17 protein-coding genes and 1 riboswitch are annotated in these 20,392 nt (G+C 68.4%); of the genes, 10 read left to right on the top strand and 7 right to left on the bottom strand.

Translation table 11 applies throughout. From position 1 onward, the window contains the following. Window positions 1-18: 18 nt before the first annotated feature. The gene (locus AC06FD_RS15510) at window positions 19-459 is read right to left on the bottom strand and encodes a DciA family protein (RefSeq protein WP_478078289.1); all 441 of its coding nucleotides are present in this window, start codon (window positions 457-459) and stop codon (window positions 19-21) included. A 12-nt stretch (window positions 460-471) separates the two neighbouring features. Between AC06FD_RS15510 and AC06FD_RS15505 the strand changes: the two genes are divergently transcribed. The 3 genes from AC06FD_RS15505 to AC06FD_RS15495 all read left to right on the top strand — a co-directional run bounded on the left by AC06FD_RS15505 (window position 472) and on the right by AC06FD_RS15495 (window position 5,447). Continuing rightward, complete coding sequence (locus tag AC06FD_RS15505) at window positions 472-1,422, top strand: M23 family metallopeptidase (protein WP_038690496.1); 951 nt, start codon at window positions 472-474, stop codon at window positions 1,420-1,422. Window positions 1,423-1,589: 167 nt separating this feature from the next. Beyond that, window positions 1,590-4,322 carry a preprotein translocase subunit SecA gene (gene secA, locus AC06FD_RS15500; protein ID WP_259209218.1) on the top strand — a complete coding sequence of 911 codons (2,733 nt, stop codon included), beginning with the start codon at window positions 1,590-1,592 and terminating at the stop codon, window positions 4,320-4,322. A gap of 171 nt (window positions 4,323-4,493) precedes the next feature. Further along, entirely contained in the window at window positions 4,494-5,447 is a 954-nt protein-coding gene (locus tag AC06FD_RS15495; protein ID WP_259209217.1) for a Nudix family hydrolase, read from the top strand. A 48-nt stretch (window positions 5,448-5,495) separates the two neighbouring features. On the opposite strand, the gene AC06FD_RS15490 is transcribed toward AC06FD_RS15495, so the two are convergent. Continuing rightward, window positions 5,496-6,080: a DUF4124 domain-containing protein gene (locus tag AC06FD_RS15490; protein ID WP_394163866.1), complete on the bottom strand. Its 585-nt coding sequence runs from the start codon at window positions 6,078-6,080 to the stop codon at window positions 5,496-5,498. Between the two features lie 49 nt (window positions 6,081-6,129). Next, a complete protein-coding gene (gene metF / locus AC06FD_RS15485) occupies window positions 6,130-6,957 on the bottom strand; it encodes a methylenetetrahydrofolate reductase [NAD(P)H] (RefSeq protein ID WP_259209213.1) in 828 nt (275 codons plus the stop codon). Between the two features lie 307 nt (window positions 6,958-7,264). On the opposite strand from metF, the gene AC06FD_RS15480 reads away from it, so the two are divergent. From AC06FD_RS15480 to AC06FD_RS15465, 4 genes are read left to right on the top strand one after another with little or no spacing between them, the layout of a single operon-like run. Beyond that, window positions 7,265-8,185 (top strand): alpha/beta fold hydrolase, encoded by a 921-nt coding sequence (locus AC06FD_RS15480; protein WP_478078288.1) that lies wholly within the window; start codon window positions 7,265-7,267, stop codon window positions 8,183-8,185. Between the two features lie 20 nt (window positions 8,186-8,205). Beyond that, on the top strand, window positions 8,206-9,276 hold the full coding sequence (locus AC06FD_RS15475; RefSeq protein WP_478078287.1) for a sensor histidine kinase: 1,071 nt from the start codon (window positions 8,206-8,208) through the stop codon (window positions 9,274-9,276). Continuing rightward, entirely contained in the window at window positions 9,273-10,013 is a 741-nt protein-coding gene (locus AC06FD_RS15470; RefSeq protein ID WP_478078286.1) for a LytR/AlgR family response regulator transcription factor, read from the top strand. Before AC06FD_RS15475 ends, AC06FD_RS15470 begins: the two co-directional genes overlap by 4 nt. Window positions 10,014-10,065: 52 nt before the next feature. Continuing rightward, window positions 10,066-10,623, top strand: coding sequence for a DUF3228 family protein (locus tag AC06FD_RS15465; RefSeq protein WP_449335776.1), 558 nt, complete (start codon window positions 10,066-10,068; stop codon window positions 10,621-10,623). A gap of 99 nt (window positions 10,624-10,722) precedes the next feature. Here AC06FD_RS15465 and AC06FD_RS15460 read toward each other — a convergent pair whose 3' ends face one another. Genes AC06FD_RS15460 through ybaK form a run of 3 tightly spaced genes read right to left on the bottom strand, consistent with a single transcriptional unit; the run spans window position 10,723 to window position 12,081 of the window. Next, the gene (locus AC06FD_RS15460) at window positions 10,723-11,100 is read right to left on the bottom strand and encodes an Imm10 family immunity protein (protein ID WP_394163870.1); all 378 of its coding nucleotides are present in this window, start codon (window positions 11,098-11,100) and stop codon (window positions 10,723-10,725) included. Further along, the gene (locus AC06FD_RS15455; RefSeq protein WP_478078285.1) at window positions 11,093-11,608 is read right to left on the bottom strand and encodes a hypothetical protein; all 516 of its coding nucleotides are present in this window, start codon (window positions 11,606-11,608) and stop codon (window positions 11,093-11,095) included. Before AC06FD_RS15455 ends, AC06FD_RS15460 begins: the two co-directional genes overlap by 8 nt. After that, window positions 11,608-12,081 (bottom strand): Cys-tRNA(Pro) deacylase, encoded by a 474-nt coding sequence (gene ybaK, locus AC06FD_RS15450; protein WP_259209196.1) that lies wholly within the window; start codon window positions 12,079-12,081, stop codon window positions 11,608-11,610. Before ybaK ends, AC06FD_RS15455 begins: the two co-directional genes overlap by 1 nt. 92 nt (window positions 12,082-12,173) lie before the next feature. Here ybaK and AC06FD_RS15445 point away from each other — a divergent pair, with 92 nt between their 5' ends. After that, entirely contained in the window at window positions 12,174-13,001 is an 828-nt protein-coding gene (locus tag AC06FD_RS15445) for a tetratricopeptide repeat protein (protein ID WP_478078284.1), read from the top strand. A 75-nt stretch (window positions 13,002-13,076) separates the two neighbouring features. On the opposite strand, the gene ahcY is transcribed toward AC06FD_RS15445, so the two are convergent. After that, window positions 13,077-14,522, bottom strand: a complete 1,446-nt coding sequence (gene ahcY / locus AC06FD_RS15440; protein ID WP_259209192.1) for an adenosylhomocysteinase — start codon at window positions 14,520-14,522, stop codon at window positions 13,077-13,079. An 80-nt stretch (window positions 14,523-14,602) separates the two neighbouring features. Further along, window positions 14,603-14,689, bottom strand: a riboswitch (S-adenosyl-L-homocysteine riboswitch). A 125-nt stretch (window positions 14,690-14,814) separates the two neighbouring features. Between ahcY and AC06FD_RS15435 the strand changes: the two genes are divergently transcribed. Both AC06FD_RS15435 and ppc read left to right on the top strand, forming a co-directional pair. Then, a complete protein-coding gene (locus AC06FD_RS15435; RefSeq protein ID WP_478078283.1) occupies window positions 14,815-17,340 on the top strand; it encodes a S9 family peptidase in 2,526 nt (841 codons plus the stop codon). 199 nt (window positions 17,341-17,539) lie between these two features. Beyond that, window positions 17,540-20,251 (top strand): phosphoenolpyruvate carboxylase, encoded by a 2,712-nt coding sequence (gene ppc / locus AC06FD_RS15430; protein ID WP_478078282.1) that lies wholly within the window; start codon window positions 17,540-17,542, stop codon window positions 20,249-20,251. The last annotated feature ends 141 nt before the right edge of the window (window positions 20,252-20,392 follow it).

Genomic DNA, 20,392 nt, shown 5'->3' with positions numbered 1-20,392 from the left:
CCGGATGCCCCGATGCCTTCAGGACTTGAGTAGATCCATGTCCTTCAGGCAAGCCAACGCGTCGCGTAGCCCTTTGTGCGTGGCGGCTGAAACTGCGTGGGGGCCATTCCTGTTATCGATCGCTGGGGAGCGTGGAGGAGGGGCAGACGCGGTTTTGACGGTCACCTTGGTGACCTTCAGCCCGATGGACCGGGCCGCGTCGATCAACTGTGCCTCGGCAAGCCGCAATCTGGCGTGCCACACGGGGGAATCGACGAGAAAAACGAGGTGCTCGCCGTTTACATTCGCCAGCCGGCAACGGGTGGCCAGTGCAGGCGGCAAATGGGGGCGCAATTGACGGTCAAGCGCGTCGAGCCACAGGGCACGACGCAGCGGGTTACCGGCTTTGTCCGCCATGACCACATCCAGCGCCGGCTTCGGCGCTGACGGGGTACGGGCACTGGATTTCGGCTCAGACATGAAAACTCACTGATGGCATTCAAAAAGATCGTAATCAAAACGCGTGAAGGAAAGGCCAAGACGCCCCTGGCGCGTTTGCGTTTCTACTTCGAGGATTCACCCCGTGCCCTGCTGGGCAGTGTGCTGGGGGTAGGCTGCCTGATCGGCTTCGGTGCCGGTATCGGTGGCAGCATGTTCAATGATTCGCGGCTCCACGCCAAGGTCGCCCAGCAGGAACGCGAGCTGGCCCAGGCCCAGAAGGACGCCCAGACCCAGGTCAACGCGCTGGCAGCGCGGATGGGTGAACTGCAGGCCCAGGCCACCCGTCTCAACGCCCTCGGCGAACGGCTGACCCAGATGGGCAAGCTGGAAGATGGTGAATTCGACTTCAACGAGACCCCCGGCCTCGGTGAAGGCGAGCCCGGCCCGACCCAGGACATCCCGGTCAGCGCGGTCAACGCCGACTTACAGGTGCTGGAGCAGCGCTTCGCTGCTTCAGGCCGCCAGTTGTCGGTGATGGAATCGCTGATGTTCGACCACCAGCTCGAGCAGAATGCCGTGCCGGGGCGCATGCCGATCCGCAACACCTACATCACCTCCAACTTCGGCACCCGCAGCGACCCGTTCGGTCGTGGTGCGGCCACCCACAAGGGCATGGATTTCCACGCCAAGGTCGGTGACCCGGTGATGTCGGTGGCCGACGGCGTGGTCAGCTTCGCCGGCGTGAAGGGCGGTTACGGCAACGTGGTCGACGTGGACCACGGCAACGGCTACGTGACCCGCTATGCGCACAATTCCCGCCTGGTGGTGAAGCCGGGCGACCTGGTCCGGGCCGGTCAGGAAGTGGCCAAGGCCGGTTCCACGGGCCGTTCCACCGGTGCCCACGTGCACTTCGAGGTCTGGGAGCGGGGCCAGGTGGTCAACCCGCGCAAGTTCCTCGGTGACGGCGGCAATACCCCGGTCGGGCGCGTTTCGCGCGGCTGATCGCGGATTTCGCTTCGGAAGGGGGTGCTTGAAACGCCAGGCCCCCGACCCAAGCTACAATGGGTGTTGCCATAGACAGGGCGCAGTGCGCCCTGTTTCGTTTGCGGCGGACGATTCCCCCGGGGGAGCGTCGCCGTTGGGGCGTCTCATTCCAACCGGTTCCTTCAATGATCAACAGCCTGCTTACCCGCGTCTTCGGCAGTCGTAATGAACGACAGCTGCGCCAGCTCAACCGCATCGTCGCCAAGGTCAATGCGTTGGAGCCGGAAATCGAAAAGCTCTCCGACGAGCAGCTCAAGGCCAAGACCCCGGAGTTCAAGCAGCGCATCGCTGACGGTGAAGCCCTGGACAAGGTGCTCCCGGAAGCGTTCGCGGTCTGCCGCGAGGCCAGCCGCCGCGTGCTCGGCATGCGCCACTACGACGTCCAGCTGATCGGCGGCATGGTCCTGCACCTGGGCAAGATCGCCGAAATGCGCACCGGTGAAGGCAAGACCCTGGTCGCCACGCTGCCGGTGTACCTGAACGCGCTGGAAGGCAAGGGCGTCCACGTGGTCACCGTGAACGACTACCTGGCCCGCCGCGACTCGGCGCAGATGGGCAAGCTGTACAACTGGCTGGGCCTGAGCGTGGGCGTGGTCTACCCGGGCATGCCGCACGGCGACAAGCGCGAGGCCTATGCCAGCGACATCACCTACGGCACCAACAACGAATTCGGCTTCGACTACCTGCGCGACAACATGGCGCTGTCGCGTGCGGACCGCTACCAGCGCGGCCTGCACTACGCCATCGTCGATGAAGTCGACTCGATCCTGATCGATGAAGCGCGTACCCCGCTGATCATCTCCGGCCCGGCCGATGATTCCCCCGAGCTGTACATCCGCGTCAACCGCGTCGTCCCGCACCTGATCAAGCAGGAGGCCGAGGAAGGCGAGGGCGATTTCTGGGTGGACGAGAAGGGCAAGCAGGTGCACCTGTCCGAAGCGGGCATGGAGCATGCCGAGGCGCTGCTGGTGGAAGCGGGCATCCTCAATGCCGAGACCGAAGGCCTGTACGCGGCGCAGAACCTGACCGTGGTGCACCACCTCAATGCCGCCCTGCGCGCGCATGCCATCTACCAGCGCGACGTGGATTACATCGTGCGCGATGGCGAAGTGGTGATCGTCGATGAGTTCACCGGCCGTACCCTGGCCGGTCGTCGCTGGTCCGATGGCCTGCACCAGGCGGTGGAAGCGAAGGAAGGCGTGCCGGTCCAGCGCGAGAACCAGACGCTGGCCAGCATCACCTTCCAGAACCTGTTCCGCATGTACAAGAAGCTGTCCGGCATGACCGGTACGGCCGATACCGAAGCCTACGAATTCCAGAGCATCTACAACCTGGAAGTGGTGGTGATCCCGACCAACCGCCCGACCATCCGCAAGGACGGTTCGGACCAGGTGTTCCTCAACCGCAACGGCAAGTTCAACGCGGTGCTGGCCGACATCCAGGCCTGCAACGAGCGCGGCCAGCCGGTGCTGGTGGGTACCACCTCGATTGAAACCTCGGAGATGCTGTCCGAGCACCTGAACAAGTCCGGCGTGCGCCACGAGGTGCTCAACGCCAAGCAGCACGACCGCGAAGCGACCATCATCGCCAACGCCGGCATGCCCGGCGCGGTGACCATCGCCACCAACATGGCCGGTCGCGGTACCGACATCGTGCTGGGCGGTTCGCTGGAAGCGCAGCTGCACGAGCTGGGCGAAGGCGCCACTGACGAGCAGCGCGCGCAGGCCAAGGCCGAGTGGCAGAAGCGCCATGACGCGGTCAAGGCGGCCGGCGGCCTGCACATCGTGGGCACCGAGCGCCACGAGTCGCGCCGTATCGACAACCAGCTGCGTGGCCGTTCCGGCCGCCAGGGCGATCCGGGTTCGTCCCGCTTCTACCTGTCGCTGGAAGACAACCTGATGCGCATCTTCGCCTCGGACTGGGTCCAGAAGGCGATGCGCATGATGGGCATGAAGGAAGACGACGTCATCGAGGACCGCCTGGTCAGCCGCCAGATCGAGAAGGCGCAGCGCAAGGTGGAAGCGCACAACTTCGACATCCGCAAGAACCTGCTCGACTTCGACGACGTCAACAACGACCAGCGCAAGGTGATCTACGCCCAGCGCGATGAGCTGCTGGACGCCGAGTCGGTCAAGGACAACGTGGACGGCATCCGCGGCGATGTGATCTTCGACATCGTGGCGCGTTTCGTGCCGCCGAACTCGATCGACGAACAGTGGGACCTGGAGGGCCTGGAAGCCACCCTGGCCGCCGACTTCGGCGTGCAGATGGACCTCACCGGCCTGGTCAAGCTGCATGAGGAACTGGACGCTGAGGCGATTGCCGCCAAGGTCCAGGCGCGCATCGACGAGCACTTCGCCGAGAAGGAAAACGGCGTGGGCGAGGAGACCATGCGCGCGCTGGAGAAGCACGTCATGCTGACCGTGCTGGACCAGAGCTGGAAAGAGCACCTGGCACGCATGGACTACCTGCGCCAGGGCATCTACCTGCGCGGTTACGCGCAGAAGCAGCCGAAGCAGGAATACAAGAAGGAAGCGTTCGAGCTGTTCTCGGAAATGCTGGAGAACGTGAAGCGCGAAGTGGTCACCCTGCTGGCGCGCGTGCGCATCCGCAGCGAAGAGGAAGTGGCGGCACTGGAAGCAGCCGAGCGCCAGCAGGTCGAAGCGCGCCTGCTGCAGTCGCAGTTCCAGCACCAGGACGCCGGCGGCTACAGCGCCGACGAAGAGGCGGCGGACGTGCTTTCGGCGCAGAACGGGGTGGCCCAGGTGCGCCTGGATGAGCCCAAGGTCGGCCGCAACGACCCGTGCCCCTGCGGCAGCGGCAAGAAGTACAAGCACTGCCACGGGCAGCTCACCTGACCCGGACAGCGTAGATCCACGCCCTGCGTGGAGGCCCCCCCGGGGCACGCAGAAAACCCCGCCGCGTGCGGGGTTTTTTGTTGTCGGCCGTGCGTGGCCCGGTGCGCGTCGCCGCGGGTGCCGGCGCCCGGGCCATTGCGCCGGCAAGGCGGTTTTCGGCATGCTCCCCCCATGCCTTCCCCCAAACGATCGATCCACGTCGTGGCCGGCGTCATCACCGACGCCCGCGGCCGCATCCTGCTCAACCGCCGCACCGAAGACCGCGACATGGGCGGCCTCTGGGAGTTTCCCGGCGGCAAGCGCGAGCCCGGCGAAAGCTCCGAACAGGCGTTGGTGCGCGAGCTGCGCGAGGAGTTGGGGATCGAGGCGGAGGTCGGCGCGTGGATCATGGACGTGCCGCAGATGTACCCGGACAAGCGCCTGCGCCTGGAAGTGCGGCGGATCAGCAGCTGGAAGGGCAGCCCGCGCGGCCGTGAAGGACAGGCCATCACCTGGGTCACCCCGGACAAGCTCTCCCGCTATTCGATGCCGCCGGCCGATGTGCCGGTGGTGGCGGCGTTGCGCCAGCCCGACCGCTACCTGATCACCCCCGAACCCGAGGCCGACCACGCCCAGGCCCACCATGACTGGCACCAGCGCCTGGCGCAGGCGTTGGCCGCCGGGGTCAACCGGATCCAGTTGCGCACCCCGGCCAGCCCGGCCCGGGTGGCCCTGGCCGAGCAGGCCATCGGCGCCCATCGCGGTGCCGTGCAGTGGCTGCTCAACCGCGACATCGCGTTGGCCCGCCGGCTCGGCGTGGGCGTGCACCTGGGCGCGGAACAAGTGCTGCAACTGGACGCACGGCCCTTGCCGGCCGGGCAGCTGGTGGCTGCCTCCTGCCACGACCTGGCGCAGCTGCAGGCCGCCCAGCGGCTGGGCTGCGACTTCGCCGTGCTTGGCCCGGTCCAGGCCACCGCCAGCCATCCGGGCGCCACCGCGCTGGGCTGGGAGGCGTTCGAGCAGCTGCGCGAGCAGGTCTCGCTGCCGTTGTATGCGTTGGGCGGGCTGCATCCGGACGATATCGGGAAGGCCCGCCAGCACGGCGCGCAGGGCATCGCCGCGATCCGCGCACTGTGGCCGGCCTGAGCGGCCACGCAGCGCCGCCCGCTGGCCGGCATCCGCAGCCCATCGCCGCTACAAGGTGATCCAGAAACACCCGTACTGGCGACGCAGCCCGAACACCGTGCGCGCCGGCGTGGCCGTGTTGCCCAGGGTCTGCTCCAGGCGCAGCCCGACCGGGCGTGGCCGGCGCGGCGCGACATCGGCCAGCGGCTGCGCATCGCCGCCCGGCAGCGGCGCACTGGCGGGGCCCTCCGTCAGCGCCGCCTCGCTTTGCGGGTACACCGGCGCGATGTCCACCAGTGGCCGCTGCACCACCGCTTCCAGCCGGCCGATGATCTGGTTGGCGGTGGCGTTGGAGACGTTGTTCCACAGATAGATGGAGGACAGACGGTTGACGTCCTGCTGGCTCACCGCATCGCGGATCTGCCCGGTCAACTCGCTGAGCCGACGCGCGCAGCCGGCGCGGTAGATGCCGGTGTTGCCCACGGTGGGCGTGCGGGCCGGCATGCGTGCGGTGGCGCCCAGTGCGTCGCAGCTACGGTCGGTGAATACGGTCTGGCCCTGGGCGTTGGTGCAGCGGTTCACGCGCTGCGCCTGCGCCGATGCCGGAGCGGGCAGGCACGACGCGCACAGCAGGAGCAGGACGAGCGATTTCATCGCAGCAGAGTAACGATGCGCACGTTATCTGCAAGCGATGTGGCCGCGCTCAGCCGCGCAGCAGTTTCAGCACCTGGGTGGTCGGCTTGGCCAGGTTGAGGGTGTAGAAGTGCAGCCCCGGCGCGCCACCAGCGACCAGCCGTTCGCACAGCCCGGCCACCACCTCCGCCCCGAACGCACGCACCGATTCGGCATCGTCGCCGTAGGCCTGCATCTTGCGGCCGATCCAGCGCGGGATCTCCGCCCCGCACTGCTCGGAGAAGCGGCGCAGCTGGCTGAAGTTGGAGATCGGCATGATCCCCGGGACGATCGGCACGCCCACCCCCAGCTTGCGCACCGCATCGACGAAGTGGAAGTACGCATCGGCATTGAAGAAATACTGGGTGATCGCCGCATCGGCACCGGCATCGATCTTGGTCTTGAAGTGCTTCAGGTCCAGCAGGGCATCGTCGGCCTGCGGATGGGTCTCGGGGTAGGCGCCCACTTCGATGCGGAACGCGTCGCCGTGTTCGGCGCGGATGAAGCTGATCAGGTCCGAGGCATAGCGCAGGTCGCCGGGGTGGCCCATGCCCGAGGGCAGGTCGCCGCGCAACGCGACGATCCGGCGGCAGCCGATGGCGCGGTACAGCTTGAGCAGCTCGCGGATCTCCTCGCGGCTGCCGCCCACGCAGGACAGGTGCGGGGCGGCGTCGAAGCCATGGTGCTGCTTGAGGTGGCGCACGGTCTCGGAGGTGTAGCTCAGGGTCGAGCCGCCGGCCCCGAACGTACAGGAGACATACTCCGGCGCGAAGGCCTTGAGCTTGCTCGCGGTACGATCAAGCTGCGCGCGCTGCTCGTCGGTCTTGGGCGGGTAGAACTCGAAGCTGATGGCGGTCATGGGCGGCGGGAAACGTCGGCGGATGTGGATCAATCATATCTTTTCATCGCGATGAATGTGAAGTGCGTGAGGCCGGCTGCGGCTGACCGGGCGGACCCTGCCGCCGGTAAATGCGCTGGCCGACGGCGTCGCGTTCCCATCGCCGCCCCACGCAGGGCAGCCGATTGCTGGGGCGCCGGCTCGCCGAGGCCGCAAGGCTCGTCCGCCTCCCGCGACCGCTCACCGCCTTCTGCGTCCGCTGCTCATGTAATTGCCCGCACCGCCTCGGCGCGCGTCACGCTCCACGCTCATCCAGCAGGAGCCTGCCATGTCGACCGCCCGTCCCCGCCGCATCTACGCCATCGCCCCGTTTGCTGCGCTTGCGCTGACCGCATGGGCCACCTTGGCCAGCCCCGCCCATGCGGCCATCGAGCCGTTCCAGGGCCTGCAGGTCGAGGTCATCGGCAGCGGCCGGCCGGTGCTGATGATCCCCGGCCTCAACAGCGGTGCCGAGGTCTGGCGCGAGACCTGCGCCGCGCTGCAGCCGCAGGTGCAATGCCATCTGATCCAGCTGCCGGGCTTCGCCGGCGCGCCTGCCACGGCCAGCGATGATTTCCTGGGCGCCATGCGTGACCGCCTGCTGGCCTACAGCGCGGACCGCAGGCTCGATCATCCCGCCGTGATCGGCCACAGCCTCGGCGGCGTGCTGGCGCTGCAGATGGCGATCGCGGCACCCCGGCACATCGGCCCCCTGGTGATCGTCGATGCCTTGCCGTACCTGGGGGCCGCGCAGAATCCGGCGGCGACGCCGGCCACGCTCGAACCGATGGCCGAGCAAGTGCGGGCCGGCATGCTTGCCGTGGACGCCACCCGATACGCGGCGCAGACCGATGCCGCGGTCGCCAACATGGCGCATGCCCCCGCGCATGTGGCGACCTTGAAGCAGTGGGGGCGCGACAGCGATCGCGGCGCCACCGCCAGCGCGGTGTATTCGATGACGATGACCGACCTGCGCCAGCCGATCGCCGGCATCAGGGTGCCGGTGCTGGTGCTGGGCGCGTGGGCGGCCTACCAGCCGTTCGGTGCGACCGAAGCCAGCACGCGCCAGGTCTTCGAGGCCCAGTACGCCGCGCTGCCCGACGTACGCATCGAGATGAGCCGCGCCGGCTACCACTTCCTGATGTGGGATGATCCGCGCTGGCTGCAGGCGCAGATCCGGGACTTTCTCGACCTGCCCGTGGCGCACTGATCGACAGCGGCGTGGAGACGATGAACACGAGGCAGGCAGCACGCAATTCGGGTTTCTGGTGGGCGAACGCGGGCCTGTGGGCTGGCTACCTGGGCGTGAGCATCGGCATGGGCATCGCCTACCGTGGCCCTTGGTCCGGCGGGACCCTGATCTATGTGATGGTCGCGCTTGGCCTGTTCGCCGGCACTGCACTGATACGCCACTGGGCGCTTGGCCATGCGTGGCTGCAACGCGATCTGCTGGGGCTGACGTGGCGGATGGCGCTGGCCGTGGTGGGTGTCGCGGCCGCCATCCAGCTCCTCACCGCCGCCGTGCTGCTCCCCGCGCTTGCATGGGACTGGGTGGCGCTGCCGGGACAGCGCGCCCATTACCGGCCGGTCGATACGTTCAACTACTGGCTCAGCACTGCCATCGTGTTGAGCGTGTGGTGCGCACTGTGGACCGGCCGCCGCGCGCTGCATCGGGCCCGCAACAGCGAAATGGCGCACCTGCGCGCCGAAGCGCAGCGGGCGACGCTGGAGCACCAGGCGCTACGTGCGCGGCTCAATCCCCACTTCGTGTTCAACGCGCTCAACAACCTGCGCGCGCTGATCAATGAAGACCCGGCGCGTGCACGCGAGATGGTCACTCATCTGTCCAGCACGCTGCGCCACGCACTGGTCCATACCGATGGCGATTGGGTCACCGTGGCCGAGGAGTGGCGCGTGGTGCAGGACTACCTGGCGGTGGAGGCGATCCATTACGAAGACCGCCTGCGCGTGCGGACCGATATCGATCCGGACGCGCTGCGCGCACGGCTGCCGCCGATGGCGTTACAGCTGCTGGTGGAGAACGCCATCAAGCACGGCATCGCCGTCCACGCCGGCGGTGGCGAGCTGACGATCCGCGTGCGGCGCGATGGTCGCTGGCTGCGGGTGGAGGTGGACAATCCCGCCCCGCACGAGGCCGGCAGCGAAGGCCATGGTATCGGCCTGGCCTATCTGCGCGCCCAGCTTGGCATCGACGCGGCGGCATCCTCCCTCGACCGGGGCACGTTCCTGCTGGAACGTCAGGGCGAACGCATGCTGGCCCGGTTGGAGGTGCAGCAATGAGTGCGTCACTGCGCGTGCTGATCGTGGATGACGCGCGGCTGGCGCGCCGCGAACTGCGCACCCTGCTGGCGGCGATCCCCTGGGTGGAATGTGTGGGCGAGGCGGACGATGTGCCCGCCGCACGCGAAGCGATCCTGCGCGAGCGGCCCGATCTGGTGCTGCTGGATGTGCAGATGCCCTCGGGCGAAGGCTTCGATGTGCTCGACGGCCTGGAGACGGTGCCGATGGTGGTGTTCGTCACCGCCTACGACCAGTACGCGGTGCGCGCTTTCGACGCCAACGCACTCGACTACCTGGTCAAGCCGGTGGAGGCGGGCCGCCTGCAGGCGGCATTGGAGCGTGGCCGGGAGCGCCTCGCGGCACCGGCCGTCTCCCCTGCGACGAACACCGCTCGCGATTCGCTGGGCGCTGACGACCAGGTGTTCCTGCGCGATGGCGAACGGTGCTGGTTCGTGGCGCTCGGCGAGATCCGCAAGGTCGTGGTCGACGGCAACTACGCACGGCTGTGGTTCCGCGACCAGAACGCCGTGCTGGCGCGCAGCCTCAGCACGCTGGAGGCCCGGCTGTCGCCGGCGTTGTTCTTCCGCGCCAACCGCAACACCCTGGTCAATCTGCGCCGCGTGCGTGCGATCGAACCGTCCCTCGGTGATGGCTACGACCTGACCCTGGATGACGGCAGCCAGGTCGAGGTCTCGCGGCGCCAGGCGCGCGAGCTGCGTGAGCGGCTGGCGCTGTAGGGCGCGCCGCACGCGTTACCCTGTGCACGATCTCCGCCGCCTGCCCGTGCCCATGTCCATCGTCCTCACCGAATTCGCCCGTCCCCGCCTGTTCCCGCGTACCCCGCGCGGCAACACCCTCCAGGACTGCACCGCCGAGCAGTTCCAGGCGTACCTCAACACGCATGCACCATTGAAGGTGCTCGATGGCTACGCGCCGTTCTGCAAGCTGTTCGTCTACGAGAACTGGACCAGCACGCGCTGCCTCACCGTGCCCATCACCGACGCCAACCGCCACCAGTTGCACACCGGCTACGAGGCGCGCAACCGCAACGAGCTGCCGGTGCTGGTGCGCTGGTTCGAGGGCGTCGAGTCGCCGCGCGCCAACTACCTGGTGGTGATCCTGTACAGCGCCGCGCAACTGGCGCTGGAGGGCTCGCCGATCGACGCCGACTGGGGCATCGTCGGCTGCATCTACACCGCCGAGCCGGAGGAAGTGCCGATGGCCCCGATCACCATGATGCGCAACGCGCTGGGGGTGGACGAGGGCGGTTCCGGGGTGCCGCTGGACCGCGATGCCTACCAGCGCGCCGTGGCGTTCTGGGAGAGCAACGCCAACTGGCGCCCCTGAGCGCCCGGGCGCGCTGCACGCGGCCCCCGTAGCGACACCCCATGGGGCTGCACGCGGACCGGCGCGGAACGCAGCCACGCATGGCGCGGCGCTACAGGTCTATGACGCATCCACCGGGATGCCCATGCGCCGGAGCATCGCGGCGAATGCGGCCACGTCCTCCGGCGGGGCCGCCAGCGCAATGCGCAGCGGCGACGCCGCCAGGCCCAGCGCATCGGTGGTGATGGCGTCCAGGTGCAGCGCCAGGGCGTCGGCCGAGAGCTGCGCCGCGTGGATGCCGCCGTAGGCCGCGCGTGCCTGCGCATGCAGGCAGACATGCACGCCGTCGTGGCCCAGGGCGATGTCCTGCGCGTCGGGATGCTCGGCCTTCTGCAGCAGCAGGTAGCGGCGGGTGTCGTGTGCGTGGTCGGCCAGGCCGGCCATCAGCACGCCGTCGTCCGCGCCGACATGGACGACGGCGGCGATGAAGTCATGCATGCGATGGGGGTCCGTCAACGGTGGGAAGGGTCAGGGCCCACTCCCACCAGGGGTAGTGGTACTCGCGGTCGGTGGCCAGCCAGTGCGCCGCGCAGTCCACGCAGGTGACCGAATGCGCCTCGCCCCAGCCGCCCTCGGCTTCACCCACCGCATCGATGACCACGTGCCCACGGGCGGCCTCGCGACGCGGATCGAAGAACGGGTAATGCGGGTACAGGGCGCACAGGCAACCGGCCTGGTCCCGCCAGAAGCGCAGCCGTCGCAAGGCGAACTGCAGGTGATGGTCGTTGGCGAACAAGGCGCCGCGCAGCGCGATGTGCGCGGTGGCGCGCTCGATCCGTTCGACCCACGGCGCAAGCGCGTCCAGTTCGGCCGGATCGCGCAGTTGGGCGATGGCGCAGGCCGCGCGGTAGATGCGGTCGGGGTCCGACGACAACAGCGCCTGAAGGTGCTGCGCGCCGGGTCCTTCGGTGGGGGCGGCCGGCTCCCGGGAGAAGGGCCAGCGCATCAGCGGGCCCTGCCGATGGCGGCATAGCGGCCATCGGTAAGGCGCAGCAGGTCGGCCGGTGCCACCGCCACCTCCAGCCCGCGCCGGCCGGCGCTCACATGCAGCGTGGCCAGCGCCTGCGCGCTGGCATCGAGGAAGGTGCGGTGCTTTTTCTTCTGTGCCAGCGGGCTGATCCCGCCGACCAGGTAGCCGGTGGCGCGCTGTGCCTGTTCCAGCGGGGCCATCTCGCACTTCCTGCAGCCGGCCGCCTCGGCCAGCGCCTTCAGGTCGAGCGTGCCGCTGACCGGCACGATCGCCACCAGCAGTTCGTGCTTCTCCGTGCTGGCCAGCAGGGTCTTGAACACCTGCGCCGGGTCCAGCCCGAGCTGCTGCACCGCCTCGCCGCCGTAGGAGTCGGCATCGGGATCGTGTGGGTAGGACAGCACGCTGTGGACGATGCCGTGCTTCTTGAGCAGGTTGATGGCCGGGGTCATGGGTGCATCGTAACGCGGTGCGGACCGGCTGCCTTGACCGAGGCGACTGCGATCGCGGCGATAATGGGGACAGTCCCGTCTGGAAAGATCCCATGCGCCTCTCTGGTCACTGCAACGCGCTCAGCTTCGACCGTGACGTGGCGCGTGGACCGTATCCTCCCCAGGGGTTCGTATCGATCGCGGAAGGCGCGCTCGGCAATGGCGATTGTTTCGGGCTGTATTGGCCGTTGGGGCGTGAGGCGGACGCGCCGTTCGTGTGCGAGATGTTCCATGACGAAGGGCGCATGGAACTGCGCCATTCTTCGGTGCAGGTGTTCTCGCGCTGGCTGGACGTGAACGGTGGCGACTATGGCGAGCGTGAGGTCGAGGATCCCGGTTCACCGACCCTGCAGTTGGAGCAGGCACGTGCGCACGTGCTGGCAGGGCAGGTCGAGCAGGCCATTGAACGGCTGCGCGCAGCATGCACGGCGTTTCCGGAGCTTCAGCCGGGCTGGGTGCTGCTGGCAAGCCAGTACCTGCGGCAGGGGCAGCGTGACGCGGCGATCGATGCGGCACGGTCGGCCGTGCTGGCCAACTGGGCGTTTGGCATTCCCGAGCCCGGGATGCTGCGCATCCTGCGCGCTGCCCCGGCCAGCATGGACCCGGTGATCGCCCTGGTGCAGCGGATGGGCTTCGCCTTCGGCGGCGCGAAGACCAATCCGGATTACGCGCTGATGCAGGCCTGCATCGATGACTGCTGGGCGGCCGGTGACGCGCTGACCGCGCTGCGACTGTCGCAGAACCGCTGCTACGTGCTTGCGGGCGAAACGGTGTCGTTCCAGGAACGGGAAGGGTTCGCGCTGTCGCGCTGGCAAGCGGACTTCGCCGCGCAGTGCCAGGCCGTCCTGAACGACGACCGCAGGTGTTTCGGCCAGGACTGAAGGGCATTCCGGCACAAAAAAACGGGCGCCTTTCGGCGCCCGTCTGTGTTCAACGCACCAGGATCGGCAGGCCGATCAGTAGCGGTAATGCTCCGGCTTGAACGGACCGTCCACCGGCACGCCGATGTAGTCGGCCTGTTCCTGGCTCAGGGTGGTCAGCTTCACGCCGATCTTTTCCAGGTGCAGGCGCGCCACTTCCTCGTCCAGCTTCTTCGGCAGCAGGTACACCTTGTTCTCGTAGCTGTCCTTGTTCGCCCACAGGTCGATCTGGGCGAGGGTCTGGTTGGCGAACGAGTTGGACATCACGAAGCTCGGGTGGCCGGTGGCGCAGCCCAGGTTGACCAGGCGGCCTTCGGCCAGCAGGAAGATCGCGTTGCCGTTCGGGAACACGTACTTGTCCACCTGCGGCTTGATGTTGATGTGCTGCACGCCCGGGAAGCCGACCAGCGCATCGACCTGGATCTCGTTGTCGAAGTGGCCGATGTTGCAGACGATGGCCTGGTCCTTCATCGCGCTCAGGTGCTCGATGCGGATGATGTCCTTGTTGCCGGTGGTGGTGACGTAGAGGTCGGCACGGCCAAGGGTGGATTCGATGGTGTTGACCTCGAAGCCTTCCATCGCCGCCTGCAGGGCGCAGATCGGATCGATCTCGGTGACCACCACGCGCGCGCCATAGGCACGCAGCGAGGCGGCGCAGCCCTTGCCCACGTCACCGTAGCCGCAGACCACGGCGACCTTGCCGGCCAGCATCACGTCCATCGCGCGCTTGAGGCCGTCGGCCAGCGACTCGCGGCAGCCGTAGAGGTTGTCGAACTTGCTCTTGGTGACCGAGTCGTTGACGTTGATCGCCGGGATCAGCAGGGTGCCGGCCTGGGCCAGCTGGTACAGGCGGTGCACGCCGGTGGTGGTCTCTTCGGAGACGCCCTTCCAGTCCTTGACCACGCGGGCCCAGTAACCCGGACGCTCCTTGGCCACGCGCTTGAGCAGGTCCTTGATGACCTGTTCTTCGTGCGAGGCGGCCTTTTCGTTGACCCAGTTGCTGCCGTTTTCCAGCTCGTAACCCTTGTGGATCAGCAGGGTCACGTCGCCGCCGTCATCGACCACCAGCTCCGGGCCGGTCAGGGTGCCGTCGGGCAGGGTGAAGGTGAGCGCGTCCAGGGTGCAGTCCCAGTACTCTTCCAGCGACTCGCCCTTCCAGGCGAACACCGGGGTGCCCGACGCGGCGATCGCGGCGGCGGCATGGTCCTGGGTGGAGAAGATGTTGCAGGAGGCCCAGCGCACGTCGGCGCCGATGTCCTTCAGGGTCTCGATCAGCACCGCGGTCTGGATGGTCATGTGCAGCGAGCCGGTCACGCGCACGCCCTTCAGCGGCAGGGTGGCGGCGTGCTTGCGGCGGATCGACATCAGGCCCGGCATTTCGTGCTCGGCGATGTCCAGTTCCTTGCGGCCCCAGTCGGCGAGTTTGATATCGGCAATCTTGTAATCACCTTCGGTGGAGAAGGTCTTGGCAACAGCATTCATTGGAAAGCTCCGGTAGTGACGCGCCATGCTCGTCAAGCGCGATGTCGGTCATCGGACACCTGCATGACAGCAAGACTCGCAATCGCCGGGCGCCGTTGGAACGATCCTGGCCACCGAGCCTGGCCGCGCGGACAGGGTCCACAACGGTCGCAGCGCCCCTCGGTGGAGGGTCGCCCATTATATCCCGGCGCGCTGCACTGGCATGAATCCGGCACCGCCCCCAACCAACGGCAGGGGGGCGGGCGGGCCGCGGCTGTTAAGGTCCAAGGTTTGCATCAACATGGGATGGAAGATGACTCGCACTGATCGTCGGCGCCGGGCGCGCTGGGGGAGCCTGATCGTGGGCATGGCACTGCTGGCCGTGGCCCCGCTCGGGCTGGCCGCACCGGCCACCAAGACCGCCGCCCCGCAGGTGGCTGCCGCCAGGGGCGCGCAGGGCTATGAGCTGCCGTCGGCGGCCCTGCAGGCCGTGGTCGACGCGCCGCGCGCGCCCACCCTGCACCTGTCCCCGCGCCGCGACGTGGCGGCGCTGCTGCAGACACCGGCATTGCCGTCGATTGCCGAGGTCGCGCAGCCGGAACTGAAACTGGCCGGCCTGCGCATCAACCCGGCCACCCATTCGGCCAGCCGTTTCAGCTTTGGCAACAAGCTCTGGCTGACCACCGTGGCCGACGGCAAGGAGCGCCAGATCACCGGCCTGCCGCAGCCGCTGTCGATCGCCAGCCTGGCCTGGTCGCCGGACCAGCAGTACCTGGCCTTCAACCAGGTGCACGCGGCCACCGGCGCCAATGAACTATGGATCGTCGATGTCGCCGCCGGTTCGGCGCGGCGCCTGCTCGCCGACCTGAACACCGTGCTCGGCGACGGCTACAGCTGGCTGCCCGACAGCCGCGGCCTGCTGGTGATGCAGCAGCTCAAGGGCCAGGGCCCTGCACCGGCCGCGGGCGGCATTCCCGCCGGCCCGGCGATCCAGCAGACCGAGGCCGATGCCGGGGTGCGCTCGATCCGCACCTACCAGGACCTGCTCAGGAACGAGGCTGATGCCCGCCAGTTCGATTACTACGCCAGCGCGCAGCCGGCGCGGATCACCCTCAATGGCGTGACCACGCCGCTATCCGGCAGCGGCGTCTACCTGGACACGAGCGTCTCACCGGACGGCCGCTACCTGCTCAGCGAGCGCGTGCTGCGCCCGTACTCCTACCTGGTCCCGGTCGATGACTTCGCACGGCGCATCGAGGTGCTGTCCGCCGCCGACGGTTCGCTGGTGCACACGGTGAGCAACCTGCCGCTGGTGGAAGGCCTGCCGACCGGCAACGACGCCGTGCCGACCGGCGTGCGCAACATCAGCTGGCGCGCCGATGCCCCGGCCACGCTGGTCTGGGCCGAAGCCCAGGATGGTGGCGACCCCAACCGCGAGGCCAAGGTGCGCGACGCGGTGCTGACCCAGGCGGCGCCGTTCGAGACCCCGCCGATCACCCTGGCCCAGCTCGGCAGCCGTTACGCCGGCATCCAGTGGGGGCGGGGCGACCTGGCCCTGCTCAACGAATCGTGGTGGAAGAGCCGCGAGGTCAAGCAGTGGCGCATCGCCCCGGACCAGCCCGGGCAGGCGCCGGAGCTGCTGTCCTCGCGCTCCTCGCAGGACCGCTACAACGATCCGGGCCGGCCGGCGCTGGTGCGCGACGTCAACGGGCGCTCGCGCCTGCAGATCAGCGCCGATGGCCGCAGCATCTTCCTCTACGGCCAGGGCGCATCGCCGGAAGGCGACCGTCCGTTCGTCGACCGCCTCGACCTGGCCAGCAAGCAGACCACGCGCCTGTTCCACTCGCAGGCACCGACCTACTCGGCGCCGATCGCCCTGCTCGACCAGGACGGCACCTCGCTGCTGCTCACCCGCGAATCGCCGGAAGAACCCTCCAACGTGTACGTGCAGTCGCTGGCCGACCCCACCGCCGCGCCGCGCGCGCTGACCCACTTCGCGCACCCCCTGCCGCAGCTGCGTGGGGTGAGCAAGGAGCAGATCCGCTACAAGCGCAACGACGGGGTGGACCTGACCGCCACGCTGATGCTGCCGCCGGGCTACACCGCGAAGAAGGACGGCCCGCTGCCGCTGCTGATGTGGGCCTATCCGGGGGAGTTCAAGACCGCCGCCGCCGCCAGCCAGGTCACCGATTCGCCGTATCGCTTCAACGCGATCAGCTACTGGGGCCCGCAGGCATTCCTGGCCAAGGGCTATGCGGTGCTGGTGAGCCCGTCGATGCCGATCATCGGTGAGGGCGACAAGGAGCCCAACGACACCTACCTGCCGCAGTTGATCGCCAACGCCGAGGCGGCCGTGGACGAGGTGGTCCGACGCGGGGTGACCGACCGCGAGCACATCGCGATCGGTGGCCATTCCTACGGCGCGTTCATGACCGCCAACCTGCTCGCGCACACCCGCCTGTTCAAGGCCGGCATCGCGCGCAGCGGCGCCTACAACCGCACGCTCACCCCGTTCGGCTTCCAGGCCGAGGAGCGCAACTACTGGCAGGCGCAGGACGTGTACCAGAAGATGGCGCCGTTCAACTACGCCGACAAGATCAAGGACCCGATCCTCTTCATCCACGGCGTGGACGACAACAACTCCGGTACCTTCCCCATCCAGAGCGAGCGCATGTTCGCGGCGGTCAAGGGCCTGGGGGGCACCGCGCGGCTGGTGATGCTGCCCAACGAATCGCACGCCTACCGCGCGCGCGAGTCGATCATGACCATGCTGGCCGAAAGCGAGCGCTGGCTGGAACAGACGGTCGGTCCGGGCAAACCGATCAAGACGCAGCGCTGAGGCGGCAGGTACCGGCCGTTGGCCGGTACCGCAAAGGACCAGGAGCGCCGGCCGTTGGCCGGCTCCTCGCGGCGCACGACATCGCATGGGGCCGGCCAATGGCCGGCACTACCAGATGTAACTAGTTGCGCGACGCAGCATTGACCTCGTTGTGGGGTAGGCTTGGGTGGATTCCGTTCCCGAGGCCAGTGCGTCGCAGATGAACGAGTACCGAAGCAGCATCGTTTTTGCCACTCCCGATATCCCCCTGCGCGACGACGTACGCCGACTCGGCGCACTGGTCGGCGACCTGCTCGCCGAGCAGGTGTCCACGCAGTTCTTCGATGATGTGGAACAGGTGCGCACGCGCGCCATCGCCCGCCGCGAAAGCGACGCACCGCTGTCCGATCTCAACGATGCCCTCACCGGCCTGCCGCCCGAGCGCGCCGAAGCGATGGTGCGTGCGTTCAGCACCTACTTCCAGGTGGTCAACATCGCCGAGCGCGTGCATCGCATCCGCCGCCGTCGTGACTACCAGCGCGCCGGCACCGCCGCGCCGCAGCCGGACGGGTTGCAGGATGCGCTGCTCAAGCTCAAGGCGCAGGGCGTGACCCTGGCCGAGCTGGCCGAATGGCTGCCGCGCATCGACATCGAGCCGGTGTTCACCGCGCATCCGACCGAAGCCGTGCGCCGCGCGCTGCTGGAGAAGGAGCAGTTGATGGTGGCCAGCCTGGTCGACAACCTCGACGGCCAGCGCACCCCGGGCGAGGCCGCCGCCGATGCGGCGCGCTTCCGCATGGCGCTCACCGCGTCCTGGCAGACCACCGACTCCTCGCCGGTGCGGCCCACCGTGGACGACGAACGCGAGCACGTCGGCTTTTACCTGGTGCAGGTGCTGTACCGGGTGATTCCGGTGCTGTACGAATCGCTGCAGCAGGCCCTGCTGGAAACCTACGGGCAGGACCTGCCGCTGCCACGCCTGCTGCGCTTCGGCACGTGGGTGGGCGGGGACATGGACGGCAACCCGAACGTGGATGCCGGCACCATTCGGAACACCCTGGATGCCCAGCGCCAGGCGGTGCTCGGCCGCTACCAGAAGGACCTGCTGCAGCTGGCCAGCCTGCTCAGCCAATCCACCGAGCGGATCGCGGTGAGCGAGGCGCTGCAGGCGCGCGTGGCGCACTACGAACAGCTGCTGCCGCAGGTGACATCGCGCCCGCGGCATGCCGACATGCCGTACCGCCTGCTCAACGACCGCATGCGCGCGCGCGTGCAAGCCACGCTCGACGATGCCGACGGCGCATATGCCTCGCCGGACGAACTCGAGCAGGACATCGAACTGATCCTGGACAGCCTGCACGCCAACAAAGGCGACCATGCCGGCGGCTTCGCGGTGCGCCGCCTGTTGTGGCGGGTGCGGACCTTCGGCTTCCACCTGGCGCGGCTGGACGTGCGCCAGGAGTCCAGCGTGCACGGCCGCGCGCTGGCCAGCGTGCTCGATGGGCAGGACGCGTGGGATGCCGCCGATGCGGTGGCCCGGGCGGCACGGCTGGCACCGTTCGCCAGCGGCGAGCAGGCCCTGCCGGCCAGCACCGAAGACGGCGGCAAGCGGCTGGATGCGGTGTTCGCCGCGTTGGCCGACGCGCGCCATCGCCACGGTGCCGATGCACTGGGCAGCTACATCATCTCCATGGCGCATGACCGCAGCGACGTGCTCGCGGTGCTGGCGCTCGCACGTCGCGGTGGGCTGGTGGACGAGGCTGGCGCGGTGCCGCTGGATATCGCGCCGTTGTTTGAAACCGTGGACGATCTCAAGCGCGGCACCGCCACCCTGCGCGACCTGCTCGCCGACCCGGTCTACCGCACCCACCTGGCCGCGCGCGGCGATGTGCAGATGGTGATGCTGGGCTATTCGGACAGCGGCAAGGATGGCGGTATCGCGGCCTCGCGCTGGGGCCTGCAGCGTGCCCAAGTGGAACTGCTGGAGGTGGCCGCCGAGAACGACATCCGCCTGACCTTCTTCCATGGCCGTGGCGGCTCGATCAGCCGCGGTGGCGGCAAGACCACGCACGCCGTGGATGCCTCGCCGCGTGGCAGTATCGACGGCCGCCTGCGCGTGACCGAGCAGGGCGAAGTGATCCATCGCAAGTACGGCATCCGTGCGCTGGCGCTGCGCTCGCTGGAGCAGTCCACCGGTGCGGTGCTGCGCTCCAGCCTGCGCCCGCGCGCGCCGGAGCCGCGCGAGGAACAGTGGCGCCCGGTGATGGACCTGATCGCGGAGAGAAGCGCCGATGCCTACCGCGCCTTCGTCGGCCAGAAAGACTTCATGCAGTACTTCCGGCTGGCCACGCCGATCGACGTGATCGAGCGGATGACGCTGGGCTCGCGCCCGTCGCGGCGGCTCGGCGAGGATGCCGCGCTGTCCAACCTGCGCGCGATCCCGTGGGTGTTCGCCTGGAGCCAGGCCCGCGCGGTAATCCCCGGCTGGTATGGCGTGGGCAGCGGCCTGCAGGCGGCGATCGAGGCCGGCCACGAGGACACCCTGAAGGAGATGGCGCGCGACTGGCCGTTCTTCAGCACCTTCCTGGACGACATCGCGATGGTGCTGTCCAAGGGCGATCTGACCATCGCCGAGCAGTTCTCGCAGCTGTCCGGCGGCCTGCATGCCACCTTCTTCCCGCAGATCCAGCGCGAGCTGGCGCTTACCGGCCAGGTGATCCTCGCGCTTACCGGGCAGGACGAACTGCTCCAGCACGACCAGCGCCTGGCGCTGTCGATCCGCCTGCGCAACCCCTACATCGATCCGATCAGCGTGCTGCAGGTGGACCTGCTGCGGCGCTGGCGGGCCAGTGGCGGCGAAGACGACGACGTGCTGCGCGCGCTGGTGGCGTGCGTCAACGGTGTTTCGCAGGGTGTACAGAACACCGGGTGATCCACACCGTTGGTCTGTGGCCCGTCACCGGGAGTGCCGGCCGTTGGCCGGCGCCCCGCAACGCCGGGCAGCGGCACGTTGTGGCCTTGCGCGCGGGGCGACGCGTTGCCCACTGCACCTCCGTCCAACATCGCGCCGTGC

The organism is Stenotrophomonas sp. Steno-Z1 (genome assembly GCF_056393175.1).
This window is presented reverse-complemented; position numbering and strand designations above follow the sequence as displayed.

Coding starts and splice junctions, on each gene's coding strand:
- metF (WP_259209213.1), bottom strand. CDS start 6,957: ATGACCGCCATCAGCTTCGAGTTCTACCCGCCCAAGACCGACGAGCAG.
- AC06FD_RS15455 (WP_478078285.1), bottom strand. CDS start 11,608: ATGCGCTGGCCCTTCTCCCGGGAGCCGGCCGCCCCCACCGAAGGACCC.
- ybaK (WP_259209196.1), bottom strand. CDS start 12,081: ATGACCCCGGCCATCAACCTGCTCAAGAAGCACGGCATCGTCCACAGC.
- AC06FD_RS15480 (WP_478078288.1), top strand. CDS start 7,265: ATGTCGACCGCCCGTCCCCGCCGCATCTACGCCATCGCCCCGTTTGCT.
- AC06FD_RS15445 (WP_478078284.1), top strand. CDS start 12,174: ATGCGCCTCTCTGGTCACTGCAACGCGCTCAGCTTCGACCGTGACGTG.
- AC06FD_RS15460 (WP_394163870.1), bottom strand. CDS start 11,100: ATGCATGACTTCATCGCCGCCGTCGTCCATGTCGGCGCGGACGACGGC.
- AC06FD_RS15510 (WP_478078289.1), bottom strand. CDS start 459: ATGTCTGAGCCGAAATCCAGTGCCCGTACCCCGTCAGCGCCGAAGCCG.
- ahcY (WP_259209192.1), bottom strand. CDS start 14,522: ATGAATGCTGTTGCCAAGACCTTCTCCACCGAAGGTGATTACAAGATT.
- AC06FD_RS15465 (WP_449335776.1), top strand. CDS start 10,066: ATGTCCATCGTCCTCACCGAATTCGCCCGTCCCCGCCTGTTCCCGCGT.
- AC06FD_RS15475 (WP_478078287.1), top strand. CDS start 8,206: ATGAACACGAGGCAGGCAGCACGCAATTCGGGTTTCTGGTGGGCGAAC.
- secA (WP_259209218.1), top strand. CDS start 1,590: ATGATCAACAGCCTGCTTACCCGCGTCTTCGGCAGTCGTAATGAACGA.
- AC06FD_RS15495 (WP_259209217.1), top strand. CDS start 4,494: ATGCCTTCCCCCAAACGATCGATCCACGTCGTGGCCGGCGTCATCACC.
- AC06FD_RS15470 (WP_478078286.1), top strand. CDS start 9,273: ATGAGTGCGTCACTGCGCGTGCTGATCGTGGATGACGCGCGGCTGGCG.
- ppc (WP_478078282.1), top strand. CDS start 17,540: ATGAACGAGTACCGAAGCAGCATCGTTTTTGCCACTCCCGATATCCCC.
- AC06FD_RS15505 (WP_038690496.1), top strand. CDS start 472: ATGGCATTCAAAAAGATCGTAATCAAAACGCGTGAAGGAAAGGCCAAG.
- AC06FD_RS15490 (WP_394163866.1), bottom strand. CDS start 6,080: ATGAAATCGCTCGTCCTGCTCCTGCTGTGCGCGTCGTGCCTGCCCGCT.
- AC06FD_RS15435 (WP_478078283.1), top strand. CDS start 14,815: ATGACTCGCACTGATCGTCGGCGCCGGGCGCGCTGGGGGAGCCTGATC.